The organism is Microcystis protocystis FBCC-A270 (genome assembly GCF_050500235.1).
Taxonomy (GTDB): domain Bacteria; phylum Cyanobacteriota; class Cyanobacteriia; order Cyanobacteriales; family Microcystaceae; genus Microcystis; species Microcystis ichthyoblabe_A.
The window spans coordinates 3,069,793-3,086,951 of record NZ_CP191407.1; the positions used below are offsets into that span (position 1 = coordinate 3,069,793).

The following is a 17,159-nucleotide window of genomic DNA, read 5'->3' on the forward strand; positions in this document are numbered from 1 at the left end:
GGGTGGGTTTTCAATCCACCCCCACAGAATTAACTTAAAAACATTGTCTAGTCCAACTACCGTGTAACCCGTAGGGAATATGATGTTTAAGATGGATAACTGCTAGGGAATTAGTAATATCTTTAGCATCTAAGATTACCATATTCGATCGATGATTGGCCGCATCGTAGGTGACTACCAATAACCAACCATCATCTTCAGCAATTCCATCGGGTTTAGGCACAAAAATTGGTTCACCAGCAAATCCCCGGGGAGCAAAAGAATGTAATTGTTTTTCTCCCGTTAATAAATCCAGTTTTAAGATTGCTTGCAAAGGAGCATTACCGGTGGCATGATGAGCGGCAGCGATGTATGAATAACGGTAATCTCGACCAACTTTTGCAGGATTGATGCTGGGAAACTCACAACAATGCTCTAGAATACATTCTCTTGTAACGGTATTTTCTGATAAATTTAGTGTAAATCGCCACAGATGTCCCGGAGCTAAACTATCAAAATCTACCGATTGAAAACTGCTATTTGAATCCAGTTGTGGTAAGGATTGATAACAAATAGAATCAATATAAATTTTCTCCCCTTGTTCAAAAGCATTGCTATGATGGAAGACAAAACCCGATGGAGTTTCTAAAACTTTCACTTCTCCTTTGTTAGGATCCCGGGGGATAATAATAATCTTAGTTAACTTGTCCGGTTGATTGATGACGCATTCCCCCGCACCTTTTAACCCAAAAAGAAAGGGAAAAGGATTATAACCAACCGGGTTTTGGAAAAAGATAGCGTAGTGGGGAGTAATAACAAAATCGTGGATAAAACAAAAGCCCGGTATACTGTGGGTATGACGACGTAATAACTTACCCGTGGGACTAATTTCGTAGAGAGTAATGGCACTCGACAAACCCGTTTTAATGGCAAAATTTACCAGACAAGGTTGATGATTATCGAAGATACAAGCGGGATCGATGCGAGGATGAGCGGCAAAAGAATCGCCTTTTTCCAAGATACCATCGAGATAGTCTAAACCAATAGTATCAAGAGTTTTAGCATCGAGGCGATGGGGTTCGGCCGCTTCCCAAAGTGCCAGTAATTTATTACCCCAGTAGATAACATTAGTATTAGCAATATTTTTCAGACGCAAATCAAAAGCATTGCCGAAAACTCCCCCCGGTTTTTTCGTGCCGAAAACACCGCGATAAAGGGGTTTTCCCGCTTTCTGTTCCTGGAGATAACCCTGGGTTTTAACAAAACGATTACGATAATGTACACGCCCATGATTGAAGCTAATCGCGCTGATCATACCATCTCCATCGAAGGGATGAGCGATCGCCGTGCCAGCGATATCGAGTAAACCGGGGCCGTTTTTAAAGACTGTACCCTGTAAATCGGGGGGAATTTGCCCCTCGATGTCTTCTACCTCGTAATCGTACTCGTTAGGTTGGGATTGATAGCCTTTTTGCCAATCCTGACGATTATAGGATTTTTCGCCAATTGTCGGAGTTAATACCATAGTAGTTTTAAGTTTATATTATTAGGGGTCGAGAAGGTCGTCACCGACCTCCCCTCCCATTCAGAACCGTGCGTGAGACTTTCACCTCACACGGCTCCTAGTTTGACTGTTCCCTTGTTAAGGATACAGCTTGACTTCCTTTGGTTAACCTTGTATTATCTAGGTTGACTGTTGATGTCAAACCAGATGATTTTAGGCTTCCATCAGATGCCGATTTATCATCGTGACAGTGGCGGTGTAGTAATTGAAGGTTTTTATATTCATCCTTTCCGCCTAAGCTTAGAGGGTGAATGTGGTCAACTTCAATTAAATCCGATGGGGTGAAATACTGCCCACATCGGCTACACTTGCCTTGTTGCTTCTTAAGTAGTTTGGCTACTCTTGTCGGTGTGTCGATTGCTTGTCCTCGTCTGGTCGCCCAGTAAGTCCAATTTCCGTCGTAAGGTGAAGTTTCGGGGCGTACTAGGGTATGTCTGACAATTGGTGTCCAATTATGTTGCCATAAATGAAGACCATCTTTGGTCTTAAATAACCAAGATTCTTGCCTTTCTTTCCCATTGCTGAGTTTAACTGTACCCGGTCTAAAGTAGTTTCTCAGCTTTTCGTGGTTTGATTTACCGCATCTTGATACTGTCCATGCCCTTAACATTAACCAGATTGTATTGTCTAGTTTATTGAAGGTATCTGTGGATACTACTCCTGAGTAGTAGTTAGCCCAACCTCTAATGATTGGGTTTAAGTGACTAATCAGGGCTGATTGAGGTGCTGTTTTGTGTTTTTTGATTACACCTTTAATCGCTTCTGTGTGGGCTTTAACTGCTTTTTGGTTGGGTTTGATGTGGGTTTTGTGACCAATTAATTGGCTTCCTCTCCCTCCTGTTTTCCCAGATTTGTACTTTCCTGTTGGATATTGTCTGATATTGAATCCTAGAAAATCAAAACCGGGTTCTTCAGTTTTCCCATTGTACTCAATGGGGTTGAGTGTATGAGACACTCTGGTTTTTTCTGGTTTGAGTTCTAATCCAATTGGTTTTAACCATTCAGAAATGGCAGTTTGGCACTGTTCAATGATTTCGAGTGATGGTGAAATCACCACAAAGTCATCGGCGTATCTTATTAGAACAGCTTGAGTTTTACTACCCTTTTTGGGGAATAGTGTTTCAATTAATCTTGCCATTCCATCCAGTGCGATGTTGGCTAGTAGTGGACTTATTACCCCTCCTTGTGGTGTCCCTGTTTCTGTTTCTTCAAATACGCCATTATCCAATACTCCTGCTTTGAGCCATTGTTTAATGTCTCTTTTCAAGGCAGTGGGACAATGAATTTTTGACAGTAGGAAGTTGTGATTAATTCGGTCAAAACACTTGGCAATATCAGCATCTAATACGAAGTAGCTACTTTTATTGATGCTAAGGTATATCCTCGATATTGCATCATGGGCAGACCTTCCGGGTCGAAAACCGTAGCTGGTTTCTTCCATTTTTGACTCCCATTCTGGTTCGAGTGCCGATTTAATCAACGCTTGTCTAGCTCTGTCTTTGATGGTTGGTATTCCTAGTGGACGTTTTTCATCCCTGCCGGGTTTAGGAATCCATACCCTTTTTAACGGTTTTGCTTTAAGTTTTCCCTTGATTTCTTCGGTTAGATTTAGCCTTTGTTCTGGGGATATTGCTATCACTCCATCGACTCCTGCTGTTTTCTTTCCTTGATTATCTTGGGTTACTTTGCGAACTGCTAATAGACGAGCATAGTATGATTTCACCAATAGACGTTGCAACCTTCTAACCTTTGCATCCTGTCCCGATTTAGCCGCTTGGTATATCCTCTTTTGGAGCTTGAAAACATATCTTTGGATTTTACCCCAATTGATAGCTTTCCATACATTCGTAGTCTTAGTGGTTTTCGGTTTCCCGAACCCTTTACCTTCTCTCGATTTCGTCATATAGACTCCTACTAGACTCTATCCTTACAATCAAACCGTAACCTGTGAGCATATCCCGACTAGGGACTTCCAAAAAATAAACTATTCATTCTCAAGAATAATAATCATTCTCGGAGTGTGGGAGGTAGGGATCGATGGTTGCCCCCTCCTTCCAATTTTGTAGTAGAATTAATCCTGTACATTATTAATCAAGTTTTTCTTTTTAAGAATATATGGAATTAACTGATTCCCTCAAGAAATTGCTCAGTGAAACTGCACTTCAATTAAAAGGTGCAGCTAAAAGAAGATTCATGGCGCAAACAGTCTTAGAATTAGGCTATGGGGGACAAACCCTTGCTGCACAGGAGTTAGGCTGGAATCGAACTACTATTCGTAAAGGAATTAAAGAACTAAAAAGAGGCATTATTTGTGTTGATAATCATTCAGCTAAGGGGCGGAAAAAAGCAGAAGAACATTTACCTTTTCTATTGGAAAACATCAAAAATTTAGTGGATTCTCAAAGCCAAACTGACCCAAGTTTTAAAAGCCAAAGGCTTTATGTGAGACTGAGTGCGGCCGAAGTCCGAAAGCAATTAATCTCTAAATATGGGTACAGTGATGAGGATTTACCGAGCGAGGAAACTATTCGGGTTAAATTAAATAACTTAGGTTATCGTCTGAAAAGAGTCGCTAAAGTTTTACCTCAAAAAAAATTCCAGAAACCGAGGCAATCTTTGAGGAATTAGCTAACATTAATCGGGAAGCGGATGAAGACCCTACGATGTTACGTCTTAGTTTAGATGCCAAAGCCCGTGTTAATATTGGACTGTTTGATCGAGGAGGTAAAAATAGAATAACTGTCGAAACAAACGATCATGATTTTAATCCGAAAACAACCCTAACCCCTTACGGAATATTTATTCCAGAATTTGATGAGTTGTTTTTGTATTTCACTACCTCCACAGTCACCAGTGACTTTATTGTTGATATATTAGAGGATTTCTGGGAATCTGAAAAATCTCGTTTTGAGAAAATTAAAACTTTGATAATTAATCAAGATAATGGATCAGAAAATAATTCGAGACGAACTCAGTTTATGAAACGTATAGTTGAGTTTTCCCAAAAATATCAAGTTAATATACGTTTAGCTTACTATCCCCCCTACCATAGTAAATATAATCCTATTGAACGAACCTGGGCTGTGTTAGAAAACCATTGGAATGGGAGTATTTTAGATGAAATCGAAACAGCTTTGAAATTCGCCCAAACTATGACTTGGAAAGGAAAACACCCGATTGTTAAGTTGATTACTGAAACTTACGAAAAAGGAGTAAAGCTTACTAAAAAAGCCATGGAAAAAATCGAAGAAAAAATCGAACGTCTCACAGAATCAACGAATCAAGACTTTCCCGATTTGGGGCAATGGTTTATTGATATTTATTATGATAAGACCTAGTTTGTAGTTAACTAAGATGGTTAGCTAAAAACTGTATTTGATTCTTTAACTTGTCCTTGTTATACTCGAAAAAGCTCGGAAGTATAAAAGTTTATGCTGCTATTTTTTTTTCGGAAAAATAGGTTGTAATGGGAGACTCTTTGTTTTCCTAGACAAAAATAATTACTTTTTCAAAAAAACACTTTTCTATTTTTTTGTTGGGTATTTTATTCTCTGGAAGTCCCCTATTACCGTCAGGCGTTGGCTTTTGGTTACATCTCACACCCTTGAAGGCTTGCGCTTACACTTGTCACTACTGAGTATTTCGACCGATACTCAGAGCCTGAAAGGGCTTATCACGTTCCGTTTATATGGGCATTCCATCTTTAGATTTGTCCTATCCATCGGGGTACTTTTAAAGGTCTGTGTAAGTGAGTTAGTAAATTCCTTACTTTTCCCCTTGTTCTTTTGAACGCAGTGTATCAACCTATTTCACTACTAGCTAATTACGATGGTTCAGGTCGGACATTCGGTTCACACCTAATCATGGATGGTTGGCAGTGGTCTCGATTCTGGTGTTAGGTTACACCTCGGAGCCTTCCGTTCCCCGCTTCAGTCCCAGAATTGTGATTTCTGAATCTGGGGGTGGCTATCGCCGTTACTCTCACCTTTGTAGCAATTGTAAATAATTGTTACAGAGTGTATTGACCTTGAGTCCCTTTGCCTAGTTTGGTATCGCATTGATACTAAACGTCGGGACATATAAACAGTTATAAGGCTGGTCTGGGTTGACCTGTTAGATTCAGTCAGGGGACTGAAGACCTTACTAGGCGGTTATTTCGGGCGTTTGGCTCCCTATTTCATGCCTAAACGTTTCGCACTACTTTTCTTAACATAACTTAAAACTACCAGAGATAAAAAGAAGGGGGTGGCCAATCATTTTTTCAGCCCATTTACCCCCTCCTTGTCGTCATGTTATTTAACAAACAACATTTCTTGATAGGTAGGTAGGGGCCAGAAATTGTCGGCCACTTCTCCTTCCAGCGTGTCAGCATATTCGCGCACCTTATCCATCAAGGGACGGATCGTTTGAGCGGAATGCTGCATATGTTCCTCGATCGAGTCAAAATCGTGTTTAGCAATGGCCTCACTCAGTTTGGCAACGCTATCCATCATTAACTTAATCAGATTCGAGACGGTTTGGGCGTTTTCCTTATTGATCTCGATGCCGATCGCCGCCGCGTTAGAGATCGCCGAGGACAATTCCGACAAGTAGCGAACAGCAGCCGGATAAATAATCGTTTTAGCCATACTCACCACCAGTTTCGCCTCCACTTCGATGGCCAGCAAATACTGTTCCGCATAGACATCAAAACGACTTTCCAGTTCAACGGGGGTAAGCACACCCATGCGGGTAAACAGTTCTTCGATATAATCGGCCCTCAGCACGGGTAAAGCATCGGCAGTGGTGCGGAGATTAGCTAAACCGCGCTCTTCTACCGCCATTTTGTGCCATTCCGGGGAATATCCGTTACCTCCAAAGATCACATTTCTGTGTTTGTCCATGATCTCCTTGAGAACACCCTGGGCAGCAGTATTGAGATCTTCCCCAGCTTTCATCCGGCTTTCTAGGTTATCCGCCACCCAAGTCAGGGAATCGGCTAGAATCGTGTTCATCGCCACCAGCGGCCCAGACACTGACTGATTAGAACCCACAGCGCGGAATTCAAAGCGATTGCCCGTAAAAGCAAAAGGAGAGGTACGATTGCGATCGCCCGGATCCTTGGGGAATACCGGCAGGGTATCGACACCGAGATCCATCAACCCCGGAGCATCAGAACCCTCAATTCGGCCTTGACTAATTTGGTCGAATACCTTTTCTAACTGGCTGCCCAAATATACGGAAATAATGGCGGGAGGAGCTTCATTTGCCCCCAAACGGTGATCATTGCTGGCGGTAGCCACCACTGCGCGTAAAAGCGGCCCGTACTTGTGAACGCCACGAATCACCGCCCCACAGAATAACAAAAACTGCATATTAGCGTGGGGAGTATCGCCCGGATCCAACAAATTGCCCTGGGTGGCGTTGCCGACAGACCAGTTAACGTGTTTTCCCGAACCATTAATTCCCGCAAAGGGTTTTTCGTGCAGTAGGCAAACAAAACCGTGTTTTTTAGCCGTACTTTTCAGCAAAGTCATAATTAACTGCTGATGGTCACTGGCCACGTTAGCGGCCTCGAAAAAGGGGGCAATCTCGAACTGTCCGGGGGCGACTTCATTATGGCGAGTTTTGGCCGGAATGCCGAGGCGATACATTCTTTCCTCTACTTCCTGCATAAACACCTGAACCCGTTCGGGAATCGCGCCAAAATAATGATCGTCGAACTGTTGACCCTTGGCGGCGGGTTTACCAAATAGGGTGCGACCGGTGAGCAGTAAATCGGGGCGACTATGGGCAAAATGAGCATCGACTAGGAAATATTCCTGTTCAGCACCGCAGCTGGAGTTAACGGGGGCGACTTCCGTATGTCCTAATAGTTTAAGCACCCTGGTGGCGGCTTTACTCATCGATGAAATCGAACGTAAAAGCGGCGTTTTTTTGTCGAGGGCCTCTCCTGTCCAAGAGATGAAAACCGTGGGGATACACAGGGTGACACCATTATCCGTCTCCATGACGTAGGCCGGACTGGTGACATCCCAAGCGGTGTAACCCCGCGCTTCAAAAGTGGAGCGAAGTCCGCCGTTAGGAAAGGAAGACCCGTCCGGTTCCCCCTGTACTAAGACTTTGCCCGTAAATTCTGTGATCACTGAACCGTCGCTCTGCACGGAGATAAAACCATCGTGTTTTTCGGCGGTGGCGTTGGTCATCGGATAGAAGACGTGAGCATAGTACAGCGCCCCTTTGGACGTGGCCCAATCCTTCATCGCAGCCGCTACCGCACTGGCGATGGAAACGTCTAATTTTCCCCCGGTTAAAATCGTGTTTTTGACCGATTTGAATACGTCTTTGGGAAGACTGGCCTGCATTTTGCTCAGGGTAAAGACATCGGTTGCCCAGAGGGCCTCTAAACGCTGAGGAATTTTGCTAGGTAGGGGTTTACGGTCCGTTACTTGAGAGATAGCTTGAACACGCGTTCCATAACTCATAAGTATTTTTCCTATTGTTTTGTGTCGTGGATGAAGGGTTACTTTACTTAGGCGATGACAAGTTTCCTACTAACTTTGATGTTGAATTCCGGTCAGAGGCTATTCTCCGCTTAATAATTTTGATCCCACGGCACAAGCTTCTCTGCGGTTTTTATCTGCTTGCGCCGGCCTCTTTTCCGATCAATTAGCAACACCAGCCTTAATCTTAAGAACAGATGATCGAGAGATTTGTATCAAACATTACAAATATCCTAAACCCGATCTTCCCCAAGCGATCGCACTGAGAAAACGGGTTTCTTTGAGAAACCCGTTTTCTGGACTTAAAAAAGCGATATTTGACAAAAATCGGGGGGGGGGTAAAATGCTGGTGGAATTTGCCCAAAATTGCCCATGAATTTTACAACTAACTTCAAATCTCTCTCTCTGGCTGGTGTTGTCTTCGCTGGCACAGTTAGCGCGATCGCTGGAATGACTATCCTCCCCGTCCAAGCGCTGCCGATCATCTACAATCCCACTCCAACCTTAACGCTTAATGCAGGCACTGCTACTCCCACGATTGGAGCCTTAGTCAACACTGCCAACGGCAATGGGTTGACTGGACCTGGAAACGCTTTGCAGCAACAGCACGTCGGAGGTACCGATTTGTCTAATTTCTGGGGAGTACGTTTAGAAATCGGGACAACTCCTGCTGATGTCAATCTTGATTTTGATTTTGGCAGTTCTGTGTTCTTAGATACCTTGGCTTTGTGGAATTACAACGCTTTTAATACCACAGCTACTGATCGCGGAATCAAGGATTTCACACTAATTCTCTCCAATAACTCCGACTTTAGCAGTCCAGTTTATGTATCAGGAACCCTAACACTTCCCGAAGGCACTTCGAACAACATACCTGCCACACTTTTTTCCTTTCCTTTAATTCAAGCCCAATATGCTAGAATTGATGTAGCAAACAATTGGTTCGTTGGTTGGACAGCACCAGGGCCTATTGGTCTCTCTGAAGTTCGCTTTGCCCAGACTGTTACTGTTCCTGAATCAAGTTCTGGCTTAGGTTTGCTGGCTTTAGGCTTACTGGGGGCGGGAGCGGCATTTAGGCGCCATTGGAACTGAGAAAACGGGTTTCTTTGAGAAGAAAAGGGGTTTCTTTGAGAAACCCCTTTTCTGAACTTTTGGCAGATCGCCTTAATTATGGAATTAGTTGGATTACAATTAGTTTAAGTGCCATTGGAACTGAGAAAACGGGTTTCTTTGAGAAACCCGTTTTCTGGAACAATCAATTCAAAGCAAGGACAAACCCATGAAATATCGCGTCTTAATTGAGCAAGATGAAGATGGCATTTATGTGGCTGAAGTTCCCTCCCTACCCGGCTGTATTTCTCAAGGCAATACCCGGGAAGAGTTACTCGCCAACATTCAGGAAGCAATTGCTTTATATCTAGAAAGCCTAGAAGCGCACAATGAACCGATTCCACCACCAATTTCTGAGGAACTGGTAGAGGTTAAATTATGAGTGAACTCCCTCCTATCGCTGGTCGCCAAGTCGTTAAAGCACTGGGCAAGATTGGCTACGAATTAGATCGGCAGCGAGGAAGTCATATCATACTCAGACAAAAAGCCTATCCCTATCGACGCATCACCATCCCTGACCATCGAGAAGTCGCTAAGGGAACGCTGAGATCTATCATTCGTCAAGCGGGATTGACAGTGGCAGAGTTTAAAACTCTCCTTTAGCTTAATTTGCCAGAGTCGAAACAACCGCTCATAAATCGCCAATTCAAAAATATACTATTAAACAATGTAAACGCTATATGAGTCAATCTGCTACTGCAATCAATACTAAACTAATTGATTCCCTTGCTCAAATTATCCTTTCTTTAACTGACGAAGAACAACAGCTTCTCCTACAAAAAATTCAGCATCCAGCCTTATCTGATGTCGATTTTCATCAAGGTTTTCCCTTTGATGTTCAAATTCCTAATACAGAAACGCTCGCCGCCATTGAAGAAGTAGAAAAACATCCTGAGCGTCTTAAGCGTTATACTAGCGTTGGGCAGATGTTCGAGGATTGGAACAGTGATTAAGACAACCCAAGTGCCGATTCCTGCCTTGATGCGTAGTGTCGAAGAAATTAAACTTGAATGGAGTTAAATATGGATTTTGTTCCTCAGCTTCCCCGGGATTCTGATCAACTTAAGCAAACTTTGGCAAAAGCACACCGCAATTGTCAAGAGATGGAATGGCTCTTCTCGACTTTGTGTGATAATTTTTGCTTATAGAATCGTGAAATGTTGACGGAGAAAGACTTTTACGACTATTTTGCCGAAGAAACTATCAGTATAGGCTTCGTTTCCACACAGAAACCGGAAGAGCCATGGAATTAGTTGGATTACAATGAGAAGAAGCGATTAGTCGCTTAGAAGCGGAAAATCGTCAAAGACGAAGACAACAGCTAGAAAACCTAGAAAACGGGTTTCTTTGAGAAACCCGTTTTCTGGAGAAAAATGGCAAAATTATCGCCAGAGTCAAAACAACTGATCATCAAATCGACAATCTTCGAGACAATCACCGAGCTTTATTCCTGTCAATGATGCTAACAAAATATCTAAAACAAGCAATGGAACTGGCAACCTATGAAGTTCTAGAAGACGGTACTTTTTATGGAGAAATTCCGGGATTTGAGGGAGTATATGCTAATGAAACAACCCTCGAAGCTACTAAGGAACAGTTACAGGAAGTTTTGGAAGGCTGGGTTATTTTAGGACTACGCTTACAGCATCAGTTACCGATTGTTGACGGTATCAATCTAACCCCTCAACAAAAAATCGCCTGATGCCACCTTTTGCCCCCATCAAAAGGAAAGAGTTAATTCGCCAGTTGAGAAAGCTGGGATTTTCTGCTCCTCTGGTAGGAGGAAATCATCAATATATGGTGCAGGGAAAGTTAAAAATCTGGATTCCTAATCCACACCAAGGAGATATCAGTAAAAGCTTGCTGGCTAAAATTTTACAACAAGCAAATATTAGTAGAGAAGAATGGGAAAAATTACGTTAAACAATTCTGTCTTGGAAAAGTTAAAAACTGTTCTCAATTGAGCAAGATGAAGATGGCAGAAAAGGGGTTTCTTTGAGAAACCCCTTTTCTGGACTGTCAATCTCTTGTCTCGATTAATTCGGGGACAAGTTCGGGAATAAAACCGGGTTCAGCTAAAGAACCAGTAACATGATGTTCAAAGACTTCTGCAGGGGGAAAAGTTTTCTTGACTTCCTGAGATTGCGGATCCGTAGAAGGTAGCCATTTAATTAGGGGTAAAGGTAGGAGAGTAGAGAGATTAGTAACCACTACCAATAACCAAAGGTTATCAAAATTAGTTTCGGTAACTCCCAACCAATGGGTTAATAAAGCTCCGATTTCTTGGGAAACTAATCCCGACATATTCCAGATAGACATTAATAAAGCGAATAGAGATGCTTCAATGCCCACGGGACAAAGACGGGCCGATAAAATTAGGACGGGTAAAAAGGCAATTTGTCCCATGACGGTGAGGATGAGACTATCCCCCAAACTAAACCAATGATCGTCAATACCGAGCGCTCGATTAGTATGGGTAACTAAGATTAGGGTAGTCATCCCTAAAAGTGCAGAAATCACCGTACTCCAACCCAAAATTAAACGAAAGGAAATCGCTTTTAAAAACCGTTGATATACCCAGATGCCCAGGATCGAGGCTAAACTGGTGACTAAGCGCACTCGTCCTAAAAATTCTGGTTCAAATCCTAACTCGTTGGTGGTGAAGTAGAAAAAGGCAGAATCGGCGCTAGGAGTAGCCTGCCAGAGAAAAATAAAGGCAGTAGGTAATAAAATTGATTTTTGTCTAATTGCTGACCATAATTGCCCGATTTGCTCCTTGACTTTGGGCGTTGATTGTGCATCATTGTTATTCTTGATTTTTTCCTCTGTAATTAAAAACGCCATGGCTGAGGCAATCAGGGGAAAAATAGCGGTGAGAGCGAAGACAGGACGAGTGCCGAGGTGTGCCAGTAACCAACCACCGAGATAAGCCGTAATTAAGCCGCCTAACGCCGATATTCCCCAAGTTAAGGACTGTAGAGAACCGGATTGAGTGAAGGACTCTCTGCGGGCCCTTTCTACTACCAAAGAATCGACGATGACATCACTAATGGTGACAGAAAGGGAACCAAGCAGGATCGCGGCCATCGCTTGCCAAGCATTCTCCACCACAGTGGCTAGGGCCAACCAAGCTAAAACCCCGATAATTCCCGATAAAATTAGGTAGGGCCGACGACGATAGCCGAAAATAGGCAAACCATCCGAAAGAAAGCCAAAAGCTGGTTTAATCACCCAAGGAATCGCCGCCACTCCGATTAATGCCCCCATCTGGGAGGGACTCAAGGCCAAATCATCCTTTAAAAAAAAGCTAACCGCTAATCGGGAGAGTCCGAGAATGCCCTGGACGAAATAAACCCCTAAAATGCCAATTAATTCGGGATTAGGGTCATTTCCGAACAAGATACTCTCTTTAAGGAATTTTTTCCCGCGATCGATGCCAAGGCGATTAATAAGCATGAAGTTTCATAAATATTTGTTACTGTCTCTATAATAATGATTGATCGCTCGATCGGTGCGTTAGCTGTTAGGGTTTGGCTGTTGAGCTTTAGGTTCTGGCGGTTGGGTATTGGGTTTTAGGGTTTTAGTTGAATTTCCCCATAGAAGGCTTATTGTCGTGTTATTGGGAAAGTTTTTTGCGATCGCTCTATTAATATACGGAAAGATTTTTTTTAATGTGTATTTGATGTGATACAGGGAAACTTTCCGTATAATCCTCAGTTAGGTTTACCAACAAAGGCGAGAGATGAAAAAAGTTCTAAACGTAGGTGGCAACAGCAAGGCGATTCCGCTTCCGCCCCAATATTCAGAATTTGAACACTTGCTGCTCGATATTGACCCGAAAGGTTCACCAGATATTGTGTGCGATGCGCGTAATCTTACCACCCTTGAAAGTGGTCAGTTTGACGCTGTTTACTGCTCACATAACCTTGAACACTACTACCGACACGATGTACAGAGAGTCCTAGCTGGGTTCCTACACGTACTTAAGGACGGCGGTTTTGCACATATTCGGGTCCCGGACATCCAGGAACTGATGCGGATCACAATTGACAGGGGTTTAGATATTGATGATGTCCTGTATCAATCACCGGCAGGGCCAATTATGGTTCTAGATGTCCTTTACGGTTATAGCGTTGAAATCGAGCGCAGTAAAAAAGACTTTTTTGCCCATAAGACCGGTTTTACACATAAATCGTTAATGTGTATTTGGTGTGATATACAGAAAGTTTCCGTATAATATGGTCAGGCGTGCAACTAAAAAAGGAGTTTCAAACTAACGTGGGAATAGTTGAGACAGTTATAGCGGGCATTATCGTTGCAGCAATTTTGGGTATTACTAAGTTTGTCGTCAAGTCAAATGGTATTTCTCAATTGCCATCTCAAATAGTCTCTAATTCCTTATTAGTAGATAATCAAGATGAACTATATAGAAAATTAATAAAGCACAGAGAAATATTATGAGGCTGTCATTCCCATCTGGAGCCATAGTTCTCTCAAATCTCGTATAACTCCTGTAACCATCTCAAAAAATTTGCTGATTGGGGATGGGATTGATTAAGTATTTTTTGTTTTACTGCATCGTGAAGTTGTTTCCCCGGCGGATCTTGCCAAGCTAAATAGGTATGAATATTAGCCTTATCTAGATGATAATCTCTATAGGTTGCCCCTTGTTGTTTTGCCTCTATCACCTTGTTTTGTGTATATTGCCAAAGATTATTATCGGGAACTAAATAGGCTAAAAAAGTCTCTAACATTCCTCTAGATTGATTATCGGGCATCATCCACACACCGAATTTTATCCCCGATTCTAGAGTTATAATTAATCCCGCTGCTGGTAAATTTTGAGGTAAGTTAGGTATATTTGGTAAACAGGCATTATATAAACTTTTCCAACGATTATTAGGTTCTTCGTCTGCATCTATGACAATTCCTAAATGAGTTAGTCCGTTAGGAGTTTTTAGTTGTGCAGAGATGTATTTAGGTTTTAGTAAATTTTCAACACCATCACAATTTATGATATTCAGTGGCTCTTCCCCTCTATTCCAAGTAACTCCATTTGCTTCCATTAATTGGGGAATAACTCTCAATTCCTCTGCACCTTCCACTAATAACTTTTTTGTCTCTATTTTAGGCATTGTTACCGCACCTCAAGATTACTTGTAGCGGCAATAACAATTTCTTCTGGATCAAAGATTACAGATTGGCTTTTTTCCTTATCTATCCTTTGAATAGTAATCTCGTTATCGGTAATTTTTTCTTCGGTAATTAATTCGGCTAAACTTTGCCAACAATCCCGGCTGTGAGTGGTGGCGAATACCTGAATATTGAGTTTTTTAGCGGTTTCCCAGACGACTTTCCACATATCAGTCATGACAGTAAAATGCAAACCGCTATCAATTTCATCAACTAATAAAATTCCATTTTCAAGATTAACCATCGCTAAAACTAATCCTAACATTCGCCAAAATCCATCGCCTAAACTGCCAATAGGTATAGGTTGATCATGATTTTTAATTTTGATTAAAAACCCACCTCTAACACCTAGGTTATTTGCAGTTGAATACTTGCCAGAACCAATACTGGCTATTCTTTCAATTTTTGGCTCAATAATTTTCAAAGATTCAATAATTAAATCTTCTAAAGGAGAGAGAACAATGTTGTCAAAAAGTGCCGCCATATCAAAACTTGTTAGAGAAAATGGTGTTAAGAACTTCAATTCAATTTTATTATCAATACCTATTTTATGGGAAATTCTGCTTAAACTAGCCATTCTTCTTCTTATGGAATCTCTGGCAAGAGTACCGTTGGCAAGAAGTTCCAGTTGAATCAGTTTTTGTGATTGACTCCATCCAATACTTAAAAGAAGTTGATTCCATTCCTCATCGTCGAAAATATTATCATTATTTAAATCATCATTTTTGTCTGAAAATAGAGATAGTTGTATAGGAATACTTTTAACAGAAATAGTAACACTTTCCTGATGTGATTCCCTAGATCCAATGATAATAATTTCCTTACTTGGGATGATTTCATGCCCAGGAAATAAATGACAAATTTCAAAAACTTTAGTGCGACTAGGTAGATTACTTTCTGACCAACCAAACTCACCTCTATAGCTAATAGTTTCAAGAAATATATCTATATTCTGAGCATACAAAAACTGAATCGCTTCTAAAATAGAAGTTTTACCGCTATTATTTTTACCCACTAAGAGATTAATTCGACCAAGATTGGCCATCTCAAAACTTTGAAAACCGCGAAAGCCTTCAATTTTTAGGGATTGTAACATGAGTGATTACCCCGGATTTTCCGTTATTAAATCTAGTTTATCTCAACCTCAGAAAACACCTCAATTAATGACAGAGCAGCACCATGGCGATACCGATACCTAAACTTAAACCAACCAGCACCTGAAAAGGAGTATGACCAATTAATTCCTTTAAACGTTCCTCGTTAAATTCCTTGCCCTCCTGGAACATTTCATCGATAATTTGATTGAGAATCCGGGCCTGTTTTCCTGCTGCCTGACGCACTCCGGCCGCATCATACATAACAATAACCGCAAAAAGCGCAGCGATTGCAAATTCGGGACTAGACCAACCCATCTGTAATCCTACCCCAGTAGCCAAGGCCCCCACCAGTGCCGAGTGAGCGCTAGGCATTCCCCCCGACGAGACTAGATAGCGCAGACTCACCTTACCATCGCGGATTAACTCAATCAGCGCTTTTAGTCCCTGGGCAGTGAAACAAGCTAAAAGAGAGACTAGCAGTATTTGATTGTGTAACACCTGCTCGAAGTCCTGCATAATCTCATTCGTTTAATTTAATTTTTACGATTAACAATATACTCGGCGATGGCCCGTAAAGGTTCAGCAGCCTCATCGTAGCTACTCAATTCACCAATGGCACTATCTATTAAATGTTGAGCTTGCTGGCGGGACCCTTCTATCCCCCAGAGACTAGGATAGGTGGCTTTTTGTGCCTGTAGATCCTTACCGGCGGTTTTACCCAATTCCTCCTTTGTCGCCGTGATATCGAGAACATCATCGATAATTTGGAAAGCCAAGCCAATATTTTGGGCATAACGGGCTAATTTAGCTATATCTTCCCCTTTTGCCCCCGCTAAAACTGCCCCCGACACCACAGAAGTCTCCAACAGAGCCCCCGTTTTCTGAGTATGGATAAAACCGAGAGTTTCCGCCGAAATATCTGGTTTTCCTTCGGATTCCAAGTCTAAAACCTGACCTCCCACCAAACCCGCTGCCCCGACAGTGCGACCTAAACGGGCAATTACCTCTAAAATCTGTAGGGGAGGTACATTAAGAGTCTGGGTAGCCACATACTCGAAAGCGTAGGCCAGGAGACCATCCCCGGCTAAAATAGCGATATCTTCGCCAAAAACCTTATGATTGGTTAATTTCCCGCGTCGGTAATCATCGTTATCCATGGCGGGTAAATCGTCATGAATTAATGACATAGTGTGAATCATTTCTAGGGCGCAAGCGGTGGGTAAAGCCATCTCTAGGGAACCCCCCATCAATTCACAGGTAGCCAGACATAAAATCGGCCGCAGACGTTTGCCACCAGCGAGGAGAGAATAGCGCATCGCCTCGTAGATTTTGGCAGGATTGCCGATAACCAAAGAGCTATCTAAAGCTGACTCGACAATCAACCGCTTTTCCTCCAGATAGGAAGCCAGAGAAAAGCTCTCGTTTTTCCTCACTTCTACTCCTCGTTCGCCCCTAGTAACCATGTCTTTTTGTCTTGAACCGACTGCTTTTAAAACTATATCAGGAAACTCCACCTCGATGGGAATTAAACTGATTGCTCCCTTGTCCCCTAAGCTGTTGACTGTCTAAATTACGCCTTCAGACTACATGGCAGCGCCGCAGTTGCTATTCTGAACATTTGTACTAAAATTCCCTAGACCGAGAGAGGTCAATTTTTTTTGATGCCTATTTTCTCTTTTACCTGAAAAAATACCTCCCCCAGTCCAGAGATTAGCGAAAAACGGGTGATACAAT

General features: G+C 42.3%; 16 protein-coding genes. 8 read left to right on the plus strand and 8 right to left on the minus strand.

From position 1 onward, the window contains the following. Positions 1–34: 34 nt before the first annotated feature. Positions 35–1,504, minus strand: a complete 1,470-nt coding sequence (locus tag ACQY1X_RS14845) for a carotenoid oxygenase family protein (RefSeq protein ID WP_193979744.1) — start codon at positions 1,502–1,504, stop codon at positions 35–37. 97 nt (positions 1,505–1,601) lie between these two features. Further along, positions 1,602–3,446 carry a group II intron reverse transcriptase/maturase gene (gene ltrA, locus ACQY1X_RS14850; RefSeq protein WP_430014490.1) on the minus strand — a complete coding sequence of 615 codons (1,845 nt, stop codon included), beginning with the start codon at positions 3,444–3,446 and terminating at the stop codon, positions 1,602–1,604. A 212-nt stretch (positions 3,447–3,658) separates the two neighbouring features. Here ltrA and ACQY1X_RS14855 point away from each other — a divergent pair. Further along, positions 3,659–4,881, plus strand: a protein-coding gene (locus ACQY1X_RS14855) for an ISAzo13-like element ISMae28 family transposase (protein ID WP_420065268.1) whose coding sequence is annotated in 2 segments (ribosomal slippage) — positions 3,659–4,139 and positions 4,139–4,881 — 1,224 coding nt in all. Because the reading frame shifts where the segments join, the coding sequence is not laid out codon by codon here. Positions 4,882–5,835: 954 nt separating this feature from the next. Here ACQY1X_RS14855 and ACQY1X_RS14860 read toward each other — a convergent pair. Beyond that, the gene (locus ACQY1X_RS14860; protein WP_430014833.1) at positions 5,836–8,007 is read right to left on the minus strand and encodes a glutamine synthetase III; all 2,172 of its coding nucleotides are present in this window, start codon (positions 8,005–8,007) and stop codon (positions 5,836–5,838) included. Positions 8,008–8,397: 390 nt separating this feature from the next. Here ACQY1X_RS14860 and ACQY1X_RS14865 point away from each other — a divergent pair, with 390 nt between their 5' ends. From ACQY1X_RS14865 to ACQY1X_RS14890, 6 genes are all read left to right on the plus strand, one after another. Then, positions 8,398–9,117, plus strand: a complete 720-nt coding sequence (locus tag ACQY1X_RS14865; protein ID WP_430013041.1) for a PEP-CTERM sorting domain-containing protein — start codon at positions 8,398–8,400, stop codon at positions 9,115–9,117. 187 nt (positions 9,118–9,304) lie between these two features. Then, entirely contained in the window at positions 9,305–9,517 is a 213-nt protein-coding gene (locus ACQY1X_RS14870; RefSeq protein ID WP_002734412.1) for a type II toxin-antitoxin system HicB family antitoxin, read from the plus strand. Continuing rightward, positions 9,514–9,738, plus strand: coding sequence for a type II toxin-antitoxin system HicA family toxin (locus ACQY1X_RS14875; protein WP_002733933.1), 225 nt, complete (start codon positions 9,514–9,516; stop codon positions 9,736–9,738). The genes ACQY1X_RS14870 and ACQY1X_RS14875 overlap by 4 nt, the downstream gene beginning before the upstream one ends. Before the next feature lie 77 nt (positions 9,739–9,815). Further along, positions 9,816–10,088, plus strand: a complete 273-nt coding sequence (locus ACQY1X_RS14880; protein WP_002773681.1) for a hypothetical protein — start codon at positions 9,816–9,818, stop codon at positions 10,086–10,088. Positions 10,089–10,591: 503 nt separating this feature from the next. Then, positions 10,592–10,837, plus strand: a complete 246-nt coding sequence (locus tag ACQY1X_RS14885; protein ID WP_002753457.1) for a type II toxin-antitoxin system HicB family antitoxin — start codon at positions 10,592–10,594, stop codon at positions 10,835–10,837. Beyond that, entirely contained in the window at positions 10,837–11,058 is a 222-nt protein-coding gene (locus ACQY1X_RS14890; RefSeq protein ID WP_430014834.1) for a type II toxin-antitoxin system HicA family toxin, read from the plus strand. Before ACQY1X_RS14885 ends, ACQY1X_RS14890 begins: the two co-directional genes overlap by 1 nt. A 96-nt stretch (positions 11,059–11,154) precedes the next feature. Here ACQY1X_RS14890 and ACQY1X_RS14895 read toward each other — a convergent pair whose 3' ends face one another. Next, positions 11,155–12,591, minus strand: coding sequence for a folate/biopterin family MFS transporter (locus tag ACQY1X_RS14895; protein ID WP_002733856.1), 1,437 nt, complete (start codon positions 12,589–12,591; stop codon positions 11,155–11,157). A gap of 286 nt (positions 12,592–12,877) precedes the next feature. Here ACQY1X_RS14895 and ACQY1X_RS14900 point away from each other — a divergent pair, with 286 nt between their 5' ends. After that, positions 12,878–13,372 (plus strand): class I SAM-dependent methyltransferase, encoded by a 495-nt coding sequence (locus ACQY1X_RS14900; RefSeq protein WP_002773687.1) that lies wholly within the window; start codon positions 12,878–12,880, stop codon positions 13,370–13,372. Positions 13,373–13,628: 256 nt separating this feature from the next. Here the strand turns inward: ACQY1X_RS14900 and ACQY1X_RS14905 are convergent, their stop codons facing one another. The 4 genes from ACQY1X_RS14905 to crtE all read right to left on the minus strand — a co-directional run bounded on the left by ACQY1X_RS14905 (position 13,629) and on the right by crtE (position 16,888). Further along, positions 13,629–14,270 carry a DUF3226 domain-containing protein gene (locus ACQY1X_RS14905; protein ID WP_430013042.1) on the minus strand — a complete coding sequence of 214 codons (642 nt, stop codon included), beginning with the start codon at positions 14,268–14,270 and terminating at the stop codon, positions 13,629–13,631. Positions 14,271–14,272: 2 nt separating this feature from the next. Next, positions 14,273–15,424: an AAA family ATPase gene (locus ACQY1X_RS14910; RefSeq protein WP_430013043.1), complete on the minus strand. Its 1,152-nt coding sequence runs from the start codon at positions 15,422–15,424 to the stop codon at positions 14,273–14,275. 64 nt (positions 15,425–15,488) lie between these two features. Further along, positions 15,489–15,941: a divergent PAP2 family protein gene (locus ACQY1X_RS14915; protein ID WP_002733310.1), complete on the minus strand. Its 453-nt coding sequence runs from the start codon at positions 15,939–15,941 to the stop codon at positions 15,489–15,491. A gap of 17 nt (positions 15,942–15,958) precedes the next feature. Further along, positions 15,959–16,888, minus strand: a complete 930-nt coding sequence (gene crtE, locus ACQY1X_RS14920; RefSeq protein WP_002734754.1) for a geranylgeranyl diphosphate synthase CrtE — start codon at positions 16,886–16,888, stop codon at positions 15,959–15,961. Positions 16,889–17,159: the final 271 nt, after the last annotated feature.

What these genes read in the sequence shown, in the direction of transcription:
- ACQY1X_RS14845 (WP_193979744.1), bottom strand. Translation starts at nt 1,504, where the DNA reads ATGGTATTAACTCCGACAATTGGCGAAAAATCCTATAATCGTCAGGAT.
- ltrA (WP_430014490.1), bottom strand. Translation starts at nt 3,446, where the DNA reads ATGACGAAATCGAGAGAAGGTAAAGGGTTCGGGAAACCGAAAACCACT.
- ACQY1X_RS14860 (WP_430014833.1), bottom strand. Translation starts at nt 8,007, where the DNA reads ATGAGTTATGGAACGCGTGTTCAAGCTATCTCTCAAGTAACGGACCGT.
- ACQY1X_RS14865 (WP_430013041.1), top strand. Translation starts at nt 8,398, where the DNA reads ATGAATTTTACAACTAACTTCAAATCTCTCTCTCTGGCTGGTGTTGTC.
- ACQY1X_RS14870 (WP_002734412.1), top strand. Translation starts at nt 9,305, where the DNA reads ATGAAATATCGCGTCTTAATTGAGCAAGATGAAGATGGCATTTATGTG.
- ACQY1X_RS14875 (WP_002733933.1), top strand. Translation starts at nt 9,514, where the DNA reads ATGAGTGAACTCCCTCCTATCGCTGGTCGCCAAGTCGTTAAAGCACTG.
- ACQY1X_RS14880 (WP_002773681.1), top strand. Translation starts at nt 9,816, where the DNA reads ATGAGTCAATCTGCTACTGCAATCAATACTAAACTAATTGATTCCCTT.
- ACQY1X_RS14885 (WP_002753457.1), top strand. Translation starts at nt 10,592, where the DNA reads ATGATGCTAACAAAATATCTAAAACAAGCAATGGAACTGGCAACCTAT.
- ACQY1X_RS14890 (WP_430014834.1), top strand. Translation starts at nt 10,837, where the DNA reads ATGCCACCTTTTGCCCCCATCAAAAGGAAAGAGTTAATTCGCCAGTTG.
- ACQY1X_RS14895 (WP_002733856.1), bottom strand. Translation starts at nt 12,591, where the DNA reads ATGCTTATTAATCGCCTTGGCATCGATCGCGGGAAAAAATTCCTTAAA.
- ACQY1X_RS14900 (WP_002773687.1), top strand. Translation starts at nt 12,878, where the DNA reads ATGAAAAAAGTTCTAAACGTAGGTGGCAACAGCAAGGCGATTCCGCTT.
- ACQY1X_RS14905 (WP_430013042.1), bottom strand. Translation starts at nt 14,270, where the DNA reads ATGCCTAAAATAGAGACAAAAAAGTTATTAGTGGAAGGTGCAGAGGAA.
- ACQY1X_RS14910 (WP_430013043.1), bottom strand. Translation starts at nt 15,424, where the DNA reads ATGTTACAATCCCTAAAAATTGAAGGCTTTCGCGGTTTTCAAAGTTTT.
- ACQY1X_RS14915 (WP_002733310.1), bottom strand. Translation starts at nt 15,941, where the DNA reads ATGCAGGACTTCGAGCAGGTGTTACACAATCAAATACTGCTAGTCTCT.
- crtE (WP_002734754.1), bottom strand. Translation starts at nt 16,888, where the DNA reads ATGGTTACTAGGGGCGAACGAGGAGTAGAAGTGAGGAAAAACGAGAGC.